The organism is Pseudomonas sp. NCHU5216 (assembly GCF_052156495.1).
Taxonomy (GTDB): domain Bacteria; phylum Pseudomonadota; class Gammaproteobacteria; order Pseudomonadales; family Pseudomonadaceae; genus Aquipseudomonas.
Genome location: NZ_JBQLIX010000001.1, coordinates 57170 through 73851, shown reverse-complemented (window position 1 = coordinate 73851; position 16682 = coordinate 57170). Strand labels below are relative to the sequence as shown.

Annotated in this window: 11 protein-coding genes and 1 pseudogene; 7 read left to right on the top strand and 5 right to left on the bottom strand. The window is 64.5% G+C overall.

The window, feature by feature from the left end:
* Positions 1-82: 82 nt before the first annotated feature.
* Entirely contained in the window at positions 83-664 is a 582-nt protein-coding gene (locus ACSVIK_RS00315; RefSeq protein ID WP_003462535.1) for a superoxide dismutase, read from the top strand.
* 319 nt (positions 665-983) lie between these two features.
* The gene (locus tag ACSVIK_RS00310) at positions 984-3038 is read left to right on the top strand and encodes a putative bifunctional diguanylate cyclase/phosphodiesterase (RefSeq protein WP_442442376.1); all 2055 of its coding nucleotides are present in this window, start codon (positions 984-986) and stop codon (positions 3036-3038) included.
* Positions 3039-3078: 40 nt separating this feature from the next.
* On the opposite strand, the gene ACSVIK_RS00305 is transcribed toward ACSVIK_RS00310, so the two are convergent.
* Positions 3079-3984, bottom strand: a complete 906-nt coding sequence (locus ACSVIK_RS00305; RefSeq protein WP_442442375.1) for a GIDE domain-containing protein — start codon at positions 3982-3984, stop codon at positions 3079-3081.
* Positions 3985-3986: 2 nt separating this feature from the next.
* Positions 3987-4559, bottom strand: coding sequence for a LemA family protein (locus ACSVIK_RS00300; RefSeq protein WP_268182054.1), 573 nt, complete (start codon positions 4557-4559; stop codon positions 3987-3989).
* A gap of 190 nt (positions 4560-4749) precedes the next feature.
* Between ACSVIK_RS00300 and ACSVIK_RS00295 the strand changes: the two genes are divergently transcribed.
* Entirely contained in the window at positions 4750-6087 is a 1338-nt protein-coding gene (locus ACSVIK_RS00295; RefSeq protein ID WP_442442374.1) for an imelysin family protein, read from the top strand.
* An 889-nt stretch (positions 6088-6976) separates the two neighbouring features.
* On the opposite strand, the gene ACSVIK_RS00290 is transcribed toward ACSVIK_RS00295, so the two are convergent.
* The 3 genes from ACSVIK_RS00290 to ACSVIK_RS00280 are packed head-to-tail and all read right to left on the bottom strand — an operon-like array spanning position 6977 to position 9491.
* Positions 6977-7750 carry a PAS domain-containing protein gene (locus ACSVIK_RS00290; RefSeq protein WP_442442373.1) on the bottom strand — a complete coding sequence of 258 codons (774 nt, stop codon included), beginning with the start codon at positions 7748-7750 and terminating at the stop codon, positions 6977-6979.
* Positions 7747-8397, bottom strand: a complete 651-nt coding sequence (locus tag ACSVIK_RS00285; RefSeq protein ID WP_442442372.1) for a response regulator — start codon at positions 8395-8397, stop codon at positions 7747-7749. Before ACSVIK_RS00285 ends, ACSVIK_RS00290 begins: the two co-directional genes overlap by 4 nt.
* Positions 8394-9491, bottom strand: a complete 1098-nt coding sequence (locus ACSVIK_RS00280; RefSeq protein ID WP_442442371.1) for an ATP-binding protein — start codon at positions 9489-9491, stop codon at positions 8394-8396. The genes ACSVIK_RS00285 and ACSVIK_RS00280 overlap by 4 nt, the downstream gene beginning before the upstream one ends.
* A 301-nt stretch (positions 9492-9792) precedes the next feature.
* Here ACSVIK_RS00280 and ACSVIK_RS00275 point away from each other — a divergent pair, with 301 nt between their 5' ends.
* The 4 genes and pseudogenes from ACSVIK_RS00275 to ACSVIK_RS00260 all read left to right on the top strand — a co-directional run bounded on the left by ACSVIK_RS00275 (position 9793) and on the right by ACSVIK_RS00260 (position 16675).
* Positions 9793-11163 carry an NAD(P)-binding domain-containing protein gene (locus ACSVIK_RS00275; protein WP_442442370.1) on the top strand — a complete coding sequence of 457 codons (1371 nt, stop codon included), beginning with the start codon at positions 9793-9795 and terminating at the stop codon, positions 11161-11163.
* A gap of 110 nt (positions 11164-11273) precedes the next feature.
* On the top strand, positions 11274-13619 hold the full coding sequence (locus ACSVIK_RS00270; RefSeq protein ID WP_442442369.1) for a DUF1989 domain-containing protein: 2346 nt from the start codon (positions 11274-11276) through the stop codon (positions 13617-13619).
* A 456-nt stretch (positions 13620-14075) separates the two neighbouring features.
* Positions 14076-15047 (top strand): annotated as a pseudogene (locus ACSVIK_RS00265) (methyl-accepting chemotaxis protein); the annotation flags it as partial.
* 260 nt (positions 15048-15307) lie between these two features.
* Positions 15308-16675, top strand: coding sequence for an ammonium transporter (locus ACSVIK_RS00260; protein ID WP_442442368.1), 1368 nt, complete (start codon positions 15308-15310; stop codon positions 16673-16675).
* Positions 16676-16682 lie beyond the last annotated feature (7 nt).

Genomic DNA, 16682 nt, shown 5'->3' with positions numbered 1-16682 from the left:
AGGCTGGGATCAGCCTGCCTTCAGGGCCGCCCGTGATCGGCCTCATGCGCATACCGCACACGACCTGAGTAGGAGATAGACCATGGCTTTTGAATTGCCGCCGCTGCCTTACGAAAAGAATGCCCTCGAGCCGCACATTTCCGCCGAGACCCTGGAATTCCACCACGACAAGCACCACAACACCTACGTGGTGAACCTGAACAACCTGGTGCCGGGCACCGAGTTCGAAGGCAAGAGCCTGGAAGAGATCGTCAAGACCTCCTCGGGCGGCATCTTCAACAACGCCGCCCAGGTGTGGAACCACACCTTCTACTGGAACTGCCTGTCGCCCAACGGCGGTGGCCAGCCCACCGGCGCCCTGGCTGACGCCATCAACGCCGCCTTCGGTTCCTTCGACAAGTTCAAGGAAGAGTTCAGCAAGGTCTCCATCGGCACCTTCGGTTCCGGCTGGGGCTGGCTGGTGAAGAAGGCCGACGGCTCCCTGGCCCTGGCCAGCACCATCGGCGCCGGCTGCCCGCTGACTTCCGGCGATACCCCGCTGCTGACCTGCGACGTCTGGGAGCACGCCTACTACATCGACTACCGCAACCTGCGTCCGAAGTACGTCGAGGCCTTCTGGAACCTGGTCAACTGGGACTTCGTTGCCCAGAACTACGCTGCCTGAACCCAGGCAAGGTAAGACGAGAACCCGGCCCTACGCCGGGTTCTTTTTTTCAGCCCTTCCGGCCACGAGAGCAGAAGGCTTGGAGCACTGCGAGCAAATGCTTGCAGTCGTCTCGCCGACGATCCAGTATCGACGCTATATCAGCACATGGCACTAAAGTCCTAGCCTTCTTCACCGACAACCTCATCGAGACGGCGCCGCCCCGCTGTGCGGACTCACGCACGAAAAATGCATACACCCATGGTGGCCCTTTGACTGCCAGGGCGAGATTGCCAATACTTGCCCGATGACGCTGCTGCACTGACACAAGGAATTGACTTTGAAGCTGGAATTGAAGAACAGCTTGTCACTCAAGTTGCTCCGCGTAGTGCTGCTTTCAGCATTCGTGGTCGGCGTCGTATTGAGTTGCGCGCAGATCGTCTTCGACGCCTACAAGACGCGCCAGGCAGTGGCCAACGACGCGCACCGCATCCTCGGCATGTTCCGCGACCCCTCGACTCAGGCGGTCTACAGCCTGGATCGGGAAATGGGCATGCAGGTGATCGAAGGCCTGTTCCAGCACGAATCGGTGCGCTACGCCTCCATCGGTCACCCCAACGAACCCATGCTGGCCGAGCGTTCACGAGATCTGGCGCAAATTCCCACACGCATGCTCACCGACCCGATCCTCGGCCAGGAGCAGCAGTTCTCCATCAAGCTGGTCGGTCGCGGCCCCTACAGCGAATACTACGGCGACCTCACCATCATCCTCGACACCGCCTTCTATGGAGAGAACTTCATCACCAACTCGGTGATCATCTTCATCTCCGGCGTGCTGCGGGCCATGGCCATGGGCCTGGTGCTCTACCTGGTCTACCACTGGCTGTTGACCAGACCCTTGGCGAAGATCATCGAGCACCTGACCAACATCAACCCCGACCGCCCCAGCGAGCACAAGTTGCCCATGCTCCCGGGCAACGAGAGGAACGAGCTGGGCCTGTGGATCAACACCGCCAACCAGTTGCTCGCCTCCATCGAGCGCAACACGCAACTGCGCCGTGAAGCGGAAAACAGCCTGCTGCGCATGGCCCAGTACGACTTTCTCACCGGCCTGCCCAACCGCCAGCAACTGCAACAGCAGCTCGACCAGATTCTCGAGGATGCCGGGCGCCTGCAACGCCGTGTCGCCGTGCTCTGCGTCGGCCTCGACGACTTCAAGGGCATCAACGAGCAGTTCAGCTACCAGAGTGGCGACCAGTTGCTCCTGGCCCTCTCCGACCGTTTGCGCAGCCACAGTGGCCGCCTCGACGCCCTGGCCCGCCTGGGTGGCGACCAGTTCGCCCTGGTGCAAGCCGATATCGAACAACCCTACGAGGCCGCCGAGTTGGCGCAAAGCGTGCTGGACGACCTGGAACTGCCCTTCATGCTCGAGCAGCATGAGGTGCGCCTGCGCGCCACCATCGGTATCACCCTGTTCCCGGAAGATGGCGACAGCACCGAGAAGCTGCTGCAGAAAGCCGAGCAGACCATGACCCTGGCCAAGAGCCGCTCGCGCAACCGCTATCAGTTCTACATCGCCAGCGTCGACAGCGAGATGCGCCGCCGTCGCGAGCTGGAGAAGGACTTGCGCGACGCCCTGGCGCAGAACCAGTTGCACCTGGTCTATCAGCCGCAGGTGGATTACCGCGACCATCGCGTGGTCGGCGTCGAGGCGCTGCTGCGCTGGCAGCATCCGCAGCACGGTTTCGTCGCGCCGGATCTGTTCATTCCGCTGGCCGAGCAGAACGGCACCATCATCCCCATCGGCGAATGGGTGCTCGACCAGACCTGCCGGCAACTGCGCGAATGGCACGACCAGGGGTTCAGCGACCTGCGCATGGCCATCAACCTGTCCACCGTGCAGTTGCACCACTCCGAGCTGCCACGGGTGGTCAACAACCTGATGCAGGTCTACCGCCTGCCGCCCAAGAGCCTGGAGCTGGAAGTCACCGAAACCGGCCTGATGGAAGACATCAGCACCGCCGCCCAGCACCTGCTCAGCCTGCGCCGCTCCGGGGCGATGATCGCCATCGACGACTTCGGTACCGGCTATTCCTCGCTGAGCTATCTCAAGAGCCTGCCGCTGGACAAGATCAAGATCGACAAGAGCTTCGTGCAGGATCTGCTCGAAGACGAGGACGACGCCACCATCGTTCGCGCCATCATCCAGCTCGGCAAGAGCCTGGGCATGCAGGTGATCGCCGAGGGCGTGGAAACCGCCGAGCAGGAGGCCTACATCATCGCCCAAGGCTGCCATGAGGGGCAGGGCTACCTGTACAGCAAACCGCTACCGGCGCGTGAGCTGACGCTGTTCCTCAAGCAATCTCAGCGCCTGAACTCAGCCGCCACCCTGTGACCAGCACGCCGCGCTCAGTCGCGGCGTCGTGGTAGCTGCCTCACCAGTTCTGCACACCCAGCACCCAGGCCGTGGCCAGTGCACCGACCAGACACAGCACGGCGCCAGCCGCCGCCTGCCAATAGAAACCGCGCGCCAGTTCGTCCTCCCCGGCGTTGGCCAGAATGAAGGGCTGCGCCTCCCTCGGCCTGGCCATCTGGTTGCGGGCCGGCTCCTGCACGCGCAGGCGCTGGCGATCCTCGGCCTCCAGTCGCGCAGCCAGGCGCACCCGATCCCACTCACGCTCATCCAGTTGACCGTTGCCGTCGCTGTCGAAGCGGCGCAGCAGGCCGGCGAAGTCGCCCTTCCATTCGCGTATTACCGCGCCCTGCGCCGCCGTCGGATCGAAGCCCTGCTGCGCCGCGCCCTGAGTGCGGAAATCGCCGATGGCATACAGCGGCTGGCCGGCATGCAGGCGTTCCTCGACGTAGCGGTAGCGCCTGCCACTGCTCAGAAAGCGCCACAACCCGGTCTTTACCGGTCCCAGCGGATGGCGCAGGTTGCCCTCCCAGCTATCGCGCACCACCGGGCGCACCTCGGCGCCGCGCGGGTCGATCAGGCACTCGCCGGTGCCGTCATCCAGACGCAACCAGGCCTCGCTGCTGCCGCGCTCGACCACCCGCCAGGTGCTCTTGTTGTCGCTGGACTGGTACTCCTCGATGCGATAGCGCCACCACAGGCAGGGCTTGCCGGTCAGCGGGCCGCGCACCTCGATCCCTGGCAACTCGTGCAACACACCATACAACTCGACATAGCCCTGCGCCGCCGAACGAATCTTCGAGGTGGGGGTATCCAGCAGATGGCGCGCCTGTGACCAACGCCGCAGACACCACCAGGCGCCGCTCAGACAGGCGCCGAGGGTAAAGGCCAGGGTGACGAAAAAGCCCAAGGGATCACCCTGCATCATGGTCAATTGAACAGCGACTTGAGGTCGACGTCGGCCTTCTCCGCCTCACTGAATACCAGCAGCTCGGCAGCCTGGAAATTGAACATCCGCGCCAGGATCACGTCCGGAAACTGCTCGATGCGCACGTTGTTGAGGTTCACCGCCTCGTTGTACAGCTCACGACGGTCGGCGATGCCATTCTCCAGCCCGCTGATGCGCTGCTGCAGATGCTGGAAGCTGTCGTTGGCCTTGAGCTGCGGATAGTTCTCGGCCAGGGCGAAGAGCTGCCCGAGGCCGGCACGCAGACCGCTTTCGGCCTTGCCCAGGGCGCCCACGTCCTGTTGCTCGCGAGCACTGGCCACGGCGCTGCGGGCGGCGATCACCCGCTCCAGGGTGGCGCCCTCGTACTGCATGTACTGCTTGCAGGTCTCCACCAGCTTGGGCAACTCGTCGTGGCGCTGCTTGAGCAACACGTCGATGTTCGACCAGGCCTTGCTCACGCCATGCTTGAGGCGCACCAGGCCGTTGTAGAGGGAGACCGCATAGGCTCCCAGCAGTACGGCGACGACGAGCAGAATCACAGCGGTCAGGCTCATGCAGTTATCTCCATGTAGAACTGCGCAACGAAGCTCGCATTCTAGCGGCAGCCCAGCGTTATCGGCAGCGATATCCCGCACAGCTTCGCATAATGGCCTTTACACATAATGCGAAACATTTGCATTATGTCGGGGTTTCGCAGATGCGCTCGCGTATCTATCACAACCCGCACACGCAAAGGACTCCGCCATGATTCGTATGCCCCTGGCCTCGGCCAGCCTCCTGGCCATCGCCATTTCTCTCGCCGGTTGCGGTGACGACAAAGCACCGGCCAGCCAAGCCGCCGCACCGGCCGCCAGCGAGAGCGCCGCTCCGGCAGCCACCGCCAGCAAGGTGGACGAAGCCGCCGCCAAGGCCGTGGTGAATCATTACGCGGATCTGGCCCTGGCCGTGTTCAGCGATGCCGCCAGCACCGGCAAAGCGCTGCAAAGCGCCGTCGACGCCCTGCTCGCCAACCCCAGCGAAGAAACCCTGAAAGCCGCCCGCCAGGCCTGGCTGGCCGCGCGCGTGCCCTACATGCAGAGCGAAGTGTTCCGCTTCGGCAACCCGGTGGTGGACGACTGGGAAGGCCAGCTCAACGCCTGGCCGCTGGATGAAGGCCTGATCGACTACGTCGCCCCCGATTACCAGCATGCACTGGGTAACCCGGGCGCGCAGGCCAACATCATCGCCAACACCGAGATACAGGTTGGCGAAGACAAGATCGACGTCAGCAACATCACCGGCGACCTGCTGGCCAGCCTGAACGAGCTGGGCGGCTCCGAAGCCAACGTCGCCACCGGCTACCACGCCATCGAATTCCTCCTCTGGGGCCAGGATCTCAACGGCACCAAGCCCGGCGCTGGCGAGCGTCCGTATACCGATTATGTAGTGGGTGAAGGCGCCACCGGCGGCCACAACGAGCGTCGCCGTGCCTACCTCAAGGCCGCCACCGACCTGCTGGTCAAGGATCTGAACGACATGGTCGAGCAGTGGAAGCCCGGCGTCGAAGGCAACTACCGCAGCGAACTGGTGGCCGACTCCGGCGAGAATGGCCTGCGCAAGATGCTCTTCGGCATGGGCAGCCTGTCCCTCGGCGAGCTGGCTGGCGAGCGCATGAAAGTCGCGCTGGAAGCCAACTCCACCGAAGACGAGCATGACTGCTTCAGCGACAACACCCACAACTCGCACTTCTACAATGGCCTGGGCATCCGCAATGTCTACCTGGGTGAGTACAAGAAGGTCGACGGCAGCACCCTGACCGGCCCGAGCCTGTCGGAGCTGGTGGCCAAGGTCGATGCGCAGACCGACACCACCCTCAAGGCCGACCTCGACGCCACCCAGGCCGAGCTGCAGAAGCTGGTCGACAGCGCCGAGAAGGACAACGTGCACTTCGACCAACTGATCGCCGCCGACAACGCCGAGGGCCAGGCCCTGGTACGTGGCGCCATCGCTGCGCTGGTCAAGCAGACCGGCGCCATCGAGCAGGCCGCTGGCAAGCTGGGTATCTCCGACCTGAACCCGGATACCGCTGATCACGAGTTCTGATCGATCCGCGCGTAACGCAACGGCTCGCCCTACTGGGGGCGGGCCGTTTTTGTTTGTGGGTGATGGGAGTGCCGGCTTGGAGAGCTGGTTTGTTGGCTGTTTAGGTGTCTGTTCCGGATTGCCGCGTTTTTGCGGATGTTTTTGGTTTCGCCCTCCCGGGCGAGTCACTTTGCGGGCAAAGTAACCAAAACCTTCCGCCCGATCATCCGGCCCTGGCTGCGCCAGGGTTCGCTCACTCCATCGCCGCTCCAGAGGCCCGCCACGGTGGGCCATCCCTGGCCCATCGTGGCTTTCGCGGCATCCATGCCGCTCAACCTCTTCCACGACGATTCCGTTCGCCCTCCTGGGCGGGCTCTGCACGCGCCTGAACCCAAGGTTACCCCCTGCCCCCACGGCGTACTGCTTCGCGAGTACGCCGATGCTTGGCAGCCGTAGGGCGGACTCAGGAGCGCCAGCGAACAGTCCGCCGGGCCATGCCGAGTTCGGCACCACGGCTCACGCCTAATACTCCCACCAATGGCGTACTGCTTCGCGAGTACGCCCTACTAGAACACACCGAGCAGCCTGTGGAATGCCGGTTCGTTCAGGCGCGCTAACTCCCCCTTCAGGAGGCCGAACGCAGGCATTGCGCAGGGGGCGAGCGGCATGGATGCCGCGAGAGGCTTAAAGGGCCAGGGATGGCCCTTGTAAGCCGACCCCGGAGCAATGCCGGAGTGAGGGGAGTCGAGCGAAGCGAGACCCGGATGGCGGGGGTGCGTTTCTTTTGCTTACTTTTCTTTGCGCATTTCAAAGAAAAGTGAGTCGCCCGAGGGGGCGAAACCCGGACTACCTGAACATACCATAGCGGCGTTAGAACACCCGCCCGGGAGGGCGATGCCCGAAAACAAGACTAAACCACCATCTGCCTCACCACCTCCACCCCACGCTCCATCACCACCCCCTCCAACCCAAGCACCTCGCCTAGATCCGAATACACCCCACAGCCGCGCTCGCTGACCCACTTTTCCCGCCCATCGGCGCACAGCAGGCGGTATTCGAGTACGAACGGGCGCCGCGCCCGCAAGCCCTCCTGCACGCCGCGCCAGACCTGCTCACGATCATGCGGATGAATCAACCCGTTATAGGTCAGATCCTGACTGTCGATCAGCCGCTCGGCCGGGTAGCCGGTCAGCTCCAGGCAGCCGACACTGACGTACTCCATGCTCCAATGGCGATTGTTGCGGCAGCGATAGACCATGGCCGGCAGGCCGTCGAGCAGGTTGCTCAGGCTGCGATGGCGCGCCAGCAAACGTTCGCGCTGCGGCATCTGCGCACTGACGTCGGTCAGGGTGAGCAGATGATCCGTCGCACAGCGCCGTGCACGTACATCGGCCCAACGCAGTTCGCCGGCCCGCGTGGTATAGCGCAGGCAACCGCTCCAGAGAGGTTGTGCCGGGGTCAGGCCATGCAAGCCGAGCTGCCAGGCGACGTGATCCTCCAGATGCAGGAAGGCCTCATGCTCACGCCCGATGCACTCGCTGGCGCGGTAACCACTGAAGGCCTCCCAGCCACGATTGACCCGGCACAGCCGCCCTTGCCCGTCGAGCTGGATCAGCGCCAGGGGCAATTCGTCGGCGCCCGGCCAGGGTAGCCGGGCCGCCAACCAGCGCAACAGAACCTTCATGACGCCTCCCCCGAATGACGATGCGCCCAAGCCGCCAGCTCCAGGCGCGAGCGCAGGTTGAGCTTGCTCAGCAGGTGCTTGACGTAGACTTTCACCGTGCCATCGCTGATGCCGAGCTGGCGGCCGATCAGCTTGTTGCTGAAGCCTTCGGCGATCAGCGCCAGGGTCTGCCGCTCCCGCTCGGTGAGTTCGATACGCGCTGCCGGCGCAGCGCTGTCGCGTTCGCCCAGACTGCTGGCAAGCAACCGTGAGAGGGCCGGGTCGAGCCGGCTATGGCCATGCGCACAGGCACTGACCGCCGCCAGCAGCTCTTCCGGCTCGCTGTCCTTGAGCAGGTAGCCATCGGCCCCCGCACGCAGTGCCGGTAGCACGTCCTCACGAGCCGCCGAGGCGCTGAGCACCATGATGCTGATTTCCGGCTGGTCGCGCTTGAGGCACTCCAGGGTGGCCAGGCCGCTCTGCCCCGGCATGTGCAGGTCGAGCAGGATCAGCGCCGGGTTCAACGCGCGTGCCAGGGCGATGCCCTCGCGGCCAGTGGAGACGCTGCCAACCACGCGAAATTCGCCACTGCTCTCGAACAGCTCCGCCAGGCCACGGCGCAGCATGGGGTGATCGTCGATCAGCAGCAGATCGAAAGGCGCGCTCATGCCGCCCCCCAGCACAGCAGCACGCGGGTGCCGCCAGTCGTAGCCGATTCGATACGCAGCTCGGCACCGATGGCGGCGGCACGCTCACGCATGATGTGCAGGCCGAAATGCCCGGTCGCTGGCAGGCGCTGCGGCAGGCCGACGCCATCGTCGCAGACCTCGACGACGCCACCGTCGGCGTTCGGCCACAGGCGAATCCATACCTGCCGAGCATGGGAGTGGCGCACCACGTTGGCCAGCGCCTCGCGCACGATCTGCAGCACCTGCAGTTCGCTCTCGGCCGGCAGGCAGTGGCCGGGCAGACGATTGTCCAGGCTGAACACGCAACTGCTGCTGCGGGCGAACTCCGCTACCGAGGCTTCCAGGGCCTGACGCAAGGTACGGCCGTCCATGGTCAGGCGCGCGCTGCTGATCAGCTCGCGCACCTGACGCTGCAGGCTGCGCAGGGTGTCGCGCAGGTCATCGAGCATGACCTGCGCCTGCTCGCGTTGCTGCGGATCGGCCAGCACCTGCTGCAGGCGGCTGCTGCGAATCTGCAGGTAACCGAGCTGTTGCGCCACCGAGTCGTGCAGCTCGCGCGCCAACACGCCACGCTCGGCACTCAGCTCGCGGCGGCGCAAGCGGCGCTCCTCGGCGAAGGCCTGCAGCACCTCGGCCAGTTGCCGGCCGATCACACGCAGGCATTCGCGCTGACCGGCATCCGGAAGTTGGGCGAAGGACACCTGCAGCAAGGCGACACGTTCCTGCTCGCCGTGCAAACCGCACAGGGCGAGAAAGCGCCCCTGCTCCAGGCAGCGCCCGCACCACTGCAGCGAGCCCGGCGACAGACCGCTCTGATCGTGATCGCAGGGTAGCGGCTCGCCCAGCAGGCGCCAGCCCGGCGTTCCCGCCTGAGGCAACAGCAGGCTGACCTGCGCCACCTGCAGGGCGTCCTCCAGCAGGGGTAGCAAGGCGCGCAACGGCGCCTCGATGCCGCCCTGCTGCAACGCCCGCAGCGGCAGCTCCAGCAATGCCTGGCGACAGGCCGACAGCGCCGTTTCGGCCGACCTGGCCGGGCGCAGGGGGAACAGGGAGCGCAGCAGCACCTGGATCATCCAGCCTCCGTTCGGGCAGGGATTGGCTAGGGGCCCGAGCAAGTTCCATGCCCTACCCGGAGCGCAGCAGATTGCACTGAAAAGAAAGAAAAATTCCTTCTGAGAAATTTCTCTAGCTACCTTTCCTGCACCAATCCGACGCCAGCACGCCTCCGATCAGGGCAGCGCCCTGCTTCGATTACCCCCAAGGAGGTATTCCCAACGGGCGAATTGCGATGGGGGGCTGAGCCCGTATGGTAATTCCCACAAGGAAATTTCAATTCCTGACAATCATCAAAACGATCCGCACGGGAGAGCTTTCATGACCACTCGCATCGCCATCATCGGCGCCGGCCCCTGCGGCCTGGCCCAGCTTCGCGCCTTCCAGTCCGCCGCCGCCAAGGGGGCGGAGATTCCCGAACTGGTCTGTTTTGAAAAGCAGAGCGACTGGGGCGGCATGTGGAACTACACCTGGCGCACCGGCCTTGATGAACACGGCGAGCCGGTGCACGGCAGCATGTACCGCTACCTGTGGTCGAACGGGCCGAAGGAATGCCTGGAGTTCGCCGACTACACCTTCGACGAGCATTTCGGCCGCCCGATGGGTTCCTACCCGCCGCGTGAAGTGCTGTGGGACTACATCAAGGGCCGCGTCGAAAAGGCCGGCGTGCGCCAGTACATCCAGTTCAACACCGCCGTGCGCGGGGTGGTCTTCGACGAGGCCAGCGGCCAGTTCGAGGTCACCGTGCACAGCTACGACCACGACCTCACCCGTACCGAGCGCTTCGACTACGTGGTGGTCGCCAGCGGCCACTTCTCCACCCCCAACGTGCCCTACTTCGAGGGTTTCGAGAGCTTCGCCGGACGCGTGCTGCATGCCCACGACTTCCGCGATGCGCTGGAATTCAAGGGCAAGGACGTGCTCATCGTCGGCTCCAGCTACTCGGCCGAGGACATCGGCTCGCAGTGCTACAAGTACGGCGCGCGCTCCATCACCAGTTGCTACCGAACCGCGCCGATGGGCTACAAGTGGCCGGAGAACTGGGAGGAAAAACCGCTGCTGAGCCACGTCAAAGGCAGCACCGCGTTCTTCGCCGACGGCAGCAGCAAGCCCGTCGACGCCATCGTCCTGTGCACCGGCTACAAGCATCACTTCCCTTTCCTGGCCGAGAACCTGCGGCTGAAGACCGACAACCGCCTGTGGCCGCTGAACCTGTACAAGGGCGTGTTCTGGGAGAGCAACCCCAAGCTGATCTACCTCGGCATGCAGGATCAGTGGTACAGCTTCAACATGTTCGACGCCCAGGCCTGGTATGCCCGCGACGTGATCCTCGGGCGCATCGACCTGCCCGACCAGGCCGCCATGCACGCCGAAGACCTGGCCTGGCGCGAAGAAGAACTGACCTTGAAGAATGCCCAGGAAATGTTCGAGTTCCAGGGCAAGTACATCCAGACCCTGATCGACGCCACCGACTACCCCAGCTTCGATATCGCTGCGGTGAACCAGACCTTCCTCGACTGGAAGCACGACAAGTACGACGACATCATGGGCTACCGCGACAAGTGCCACCGCTCGCTGATGACCGGCACCCTGGCCACGCCGCACCACACCCCCTGGCTGGAAGCGCTGGACGACTCGCTCGCCGCCTACCTGGCGGACGAGCCGCAGACAGCCATAAAAGCCGTGGGTTGAAACCGTACCCGTAGGGTGCGCTGCGCGCACCACTGGATGGCCCTCGAATGCCATGGCTGTCGGTGCGCACGGCGCACCCTACGGAACGAATTCTCGCGTGGAGCCATGAAATGAACCTGCCCGTGATTTCCCGGCCACACGAGCCGGCGCTGTTCGCTCGAACACCTGGAATGGAGCGCCACCGCGTCGCCCCTGGCGGGCTGACGGTGATCGCCCTGGAGCCGGGTGACAGGATCGAGGTGATCGATCTCGAAGGCGACCAGCACGCTGAGCTGTTGGCCTTCGACGAGAGCGGCCGCGAGGCGCTGGCCGCCCTCGGCCTGCAGGCCAACCCCGGCGCCGACTTCATCGGTCGTCTGCTCAGCGATGGCAGCCGCGAATCGCAGCATGTCGCCAGCGGTCTGGGCAAACGCCATATCGATGCTCGCCACCTGCCCATGGCCGCGCGCCTATGGCCAGACGGCACACCCGCCGGCTTCAGCCGCAGCCTGAGTGCCAGTGCGGCGCTGCTGGTGATAGTCGCGGCCCCCGGCGGCCAGACAACGGTGGACAGCCAGCAGCGCGCCAGTGAGCTGCGTCTGATCATTCAGCGCGCCAACCCATCGAGTCTGCTGACTCCTAGCCTGCCGACGCCGCTCGGCGAGGTGGTCGACGAGTTCACCATCGCCCCCGGCACGGCGCGCGACTATGTGGTCGCGGCCGGCCAGTACATCCAGGTGATCGACGTCGCCGGTCGGCAGTGCTCGGACTTCGTCGCCTTCGACCGCCGCGGCCTGGATGCCGGCCGCGAGATCGACCTCGATCCCACCGTTACCCGCACCCTCAACGGCAATGCCTACCCTGGCCCGGGTCTGTTCAGCCGCTTCTTCGACCGCGACCTGCAACCGATGCTGGAGGTGCTGCGCGACACCGTGGGCCGCCACGACACCTTCGCCCTGGCCTGCACCGCGCGCTACTACGAGGCGCAGGGCTACTTCGGCCACGCCAACTGCAGCGACAACCTCAGCCGCGCGCTCGCCGCCCATGGTGTGCAGGGCCGGCGCGGCTGGCCGGCAATCAACTTCTTCTTCAACACCGGGGTCGATGCACACCAGCAGCTTACGTTGGATGAGCCCTGGTCGCGCCCCGGCGACTACGTGCTGCTGCGCGCACAGCGCGAGCTGGTGTGCGCCAGCAGTTGCTGCCCGGACGACATCGACCCGGCCAACGGCTGGCAGCCAACCGACATCCATATCCGCCTGTATGCCGACAAGGAGCGCTTCAGTATCGCCATGGCCAACCGCAAGACGCCCGACGCCGACCCGGTGCTGACTCGTGAAAGCGGCTTTCACCCGGGTACATCCGCCCTCACCCGCCAGTTCGTCGACTATCGCGGCTGGTGGACGCCCACCCAGTTCGACGGCTACGGCACGCTCGAGGAATACCACGCCTGCCGCGAGCGAGTGGCGGTGATGGATCTGTCCGCTCTGCGCAAGTTCGAGGTACTCGGCCCGGACGCCGAAGCCCTGCTCAACCACTGCCTGACCCGCGACGTGCGCAAGCTCAGCGTTGGCCAGGTGGTGTACAGCGCCATGTGCCATGAGCACGGCGGCATGCTCGACGACGGCACGCTGCTACGGCTGGGGCCGGATGCCTTTCGCTGGATCGGTGGCGAAGATTTCGGCGGCGACTGGCTGCGCCAGCAGGCCGAGAAGCTGGGCATGAAGGTGTGGATCAAGTCCGCCTCCGAGCAGATCAACAATATCGCCGTGCAAGGCCCGCTATCGCGCGAATTGCTCAAGCAGATGATCTGGACGCCGGGCACACAACCGAAACTGGAGGAACTGGGCTGGTTCCGCTTTCTCATCGGCCGCCTGGACGACTACGACGGCGCGCCATTGATGGTTTCGCGCACCGGCTACACCGGCGAGCTGGGCTATGAAATCTGGTGCCACCCAAGCGATGCGATGAAGGTCTGGCAGCGCCTGTGGCAACTGGGCGAGCCGCTGGGCCTGGCGCCGCTCGGCCTGCATGCGCTGGACATGCTGCGCATCGAGGCCGGGCTGATCTTCGCCGGCTATGAGTTCAGCGACCAGACCGATCCGTTCGAGGCGGGCATCGGCTTCTGTGTGCCACTCAAGAGCAAACAGGACGACTTCATCGGGCGCGACGCCCTGCTGCGGCGCAAGGAACACCCGCTGCAGCAACTGGTCGGCCTGGAGCTGGACGGCAACGAGCCGGCCGCTCATGGCGACTGCGTGCGTATCGGCCGCGCCCAGGTCGGGGTCATCACCAGCGCCACGCGCTCGCCGGTGCTGGGCAAGAACATCGCCCTGTGTCGCCTGGCAGTGGACTACTGCACGCCCGGCAGCCGCGTCGAGATCGGCAAGCTCGACGGCCAGCAGAAGCGCATCGGTGCCACGGTCGCTGCCGGCACCGTGGCCTATGACCCGGACAAGAGCCGGGTAAGAGCTTGAGAGCAGCTACAAGCTGCAAGCGGCAAGCCACAAGAAAAAGCCGAAGCCCCCGCTCTTGCAGCTTGCAGCCGCTTCGCTGCAACGACCTTCGGTGCGCACGGCGCACCCTACGCGTGGAGGCACCGACCGCACTGTAGGGTGCGCTGCGCGCACCATGGATGCTTCGCTGCAACGGCTTTCGGTGCGCACAGCGCACCCTACGCGTGGAGGCACCGACCGCACTGTAGGGTGCGCTGCGCACCATGGATGCTTCGCTGCAACGGTTTTCGGTGCGCACGGCGCACCCTACGCGTGAAGGCACCGACCGAGCCTGGACAACACCGTAGGGTGCGCTGCGCGCACCACTGCAACGGCTTTGGGTGCGCACAGCGCACCCGCGTGGAGGCACCGAGCGGAATTGGACAAGGAATTGCTAGGCAAGCAGTGCCCTAGTCAACGTCCAAGGAGGATCGGCCAATGTGGTTCAGCAACGCCACCCGAAACCTGGCCAGCGAACTCAACCAATGGCTCGAACACCTGCTCAGCCAGCGCCAGCCAGGCAACGCACGCCCATACCTACAGCGACAGCCACAGTTGCTCGGCAGCCTGGAGCGCCTGCAGCGTGACTGGGAGGAACTGCAGCGTATTCGCCAACACAGCGAGCAACAGCCGCCAGCCCCCTGCACCGCCGCAGAGTTCGCCGCGCTACAACAACGCCTGGTCCAGGCGGAACGGCAATGCGCGCAGCTCGCAGACGAGCTGCGCGCCAGCCAGGCGCAGAACCAGTATCTGGTCGCCGAGCGAGCGCACTGGGAGGAGGAGCGCCAGGTCTGGGAGCTGACCAAGCGCACCCTGACCGAGGGTTGCTGGGCCATGAACGTGGTGGATGGCGACCCCGACCACCCACAGAACCTGATCCGCTGGTCCGAGCAGTTCCGCGAGCTGATCGGCTACAGCCACAGCGAATTCCCGGACGGCTGGGACAGCTACTTCAAGGTGGTCAACCCGGATGACCTCAAGGCGGTGATGCAGGCCTTCAACGCCTCGATGGTGGACAAGAGCGGCGATGGTTTCTACGCCGTGGAATACCGCATGCGCCATAAGCACCGTGGCGAAGTCTGGTTTCGTGAGCGCGGCCGTTGCCTGCGCGATGCCCAGGGCAAGCTGCTTTACGTCACCGGCGCGGTGCGCGAGATCAGCGACGAGAAGGCCGCCGCCAGCCTGCAGGAACGCGAACAGGCGAGCATCCAGGCCACCTATGGGCAGATCGCCCAGGTCGCCGGGGTGATCAAGGGCATCGCCGAGCAGACCAACCTGCTGGCCCTCAATGCCGCCATCGAGGCCGCTCGCGCCGGCGAGCAAGGGCGTGGTTTCGCCGTGGTCGCCGACGAGGTGCGCAACCTGGCGCGGCGTACCCAGGAGTCGGTGCAGCAGATTCAGAGCATGCTGCAGAAGAACCCCTGAGGCACGACCCATTTTCAGGCGTAGTGCCCATGCGATGAACACAAAGAGGGCATTTTTAAACCAGATGTTTCCAAGACGGCGCGGCCACAGGGCTCTGCCAGCAAACGGACTTCTGGCACAAGGATTGCCTATTCACCAAGGGAACTTTTTATAACCACAGATAAATAACGGCCGAAGCGGCGCCTACCTGAAGTCCCACTGCCAAGACCGACAGACATTCCAAGAACAGTATCGAGGATTGAGAGATGGAAGAGCAGAAGACACCGACTCTGGAGGAGCTACAAGCTCTGATAGAGATGACCAACACCCTGAATATGGAAATATTCTACTGGTGGTGTATCGCCCTGATGATCTGCATTCACGTGGGCTTCCTGTCCTATGAAATCGGCGCGTCGCGCCTGAAGAATGCACTGGCCGCCGGCGTGAAGAACATCCTCGCCTTCGGTTTCATCGTCCCCAGCGTGTTCCTGCTCGGCTGGGCGGTCTACAACGGCTTCCCGGACGGCATCGTGCCGCGCATGGACGCCATCCTCGCCGGCATGCCGTGGAGCCAGTCCATGGGGCCGAACATCAGCGACAACGCCACCGGCATTTTCTGGGCCGCCTTCGCCATGTTCGCCGCCACCACCGGCTCGATCCTCTCCGGAGCGCTGATCGAACGCACACGGATGAGCGCCTTCATCATCATGACCATCTTCCTCGGTGGCTTCCTCTGGCTGGTGGCGGCGTCCTGGGGCTGGCACCCGGAAGGCTGGCTCACCGTCAAATGGGGCTTCCATGACGTCGGCGCCGCCGGTTGCGTGCACATGATCGCCGGCTTCTTCACCCTGGCGGTGGTGATCAACCTCGGCGCACGTATCGGCCGCTTCAACGCTGACGGCAGCGCCAATGCCATCGTCGGTCACAGCATGCCGATGAGCGTGGTCGGCCTGATGCTGATCATCGTCGGCTTCTTCGGCTTCCTCGGTGGCTGCATCATCTACAACTCGGGCGCGCAGTGGATCAACATCTACGGTGCGCCGACCAACCTCTCGGCCTTCGCCTTCAATACCCTGATGGGCTTCGCCGGCGGCCTGATCGGCGCCTACCTGACCACCCGCGAGCCGTTCTGGATGATGTCCGGCGGTCTGGTGGGCATCATTTCGGTGGCGCCGGGCCTGGATCTCTACCACCCCGGCCTGGCCTATCTGATCGGTATGGGCGTGTCAGCCACCGCGCCGCTGATCAACAACCTGCTGCTCAAATTCCGCCTCGACGACGCCGTCGGTGCCTTCGCCGTGCATGGCTTCGGCGGTTTCGCCGGCATCGTCATCAGCGGCATCTTCCTGGCCGGCTACCCGAACGTGAACGGCATGCCGGAGATCAGCTTCCTCGGCCAACTGGGCGGCGCCCTGGTCATGGCAGCGTTGGGCTTCGTGCCTGGCTACCTGATTTCCTATGCCCTGAAGAAAGCCAACCTGCTGCGCGTACCGGCACATGCCGAGGAGCGCGGCCTGGACCTGACCGAAGTACCGGCCCAGGCCTATCCGGAATGGTCCTCGATGTACGGCCAGAGCAGCAGCGTCGGCGGCAGTGAGCCGGCAACGCTGGTTGGCGAAACCAAACCCGCCTGACCAACGA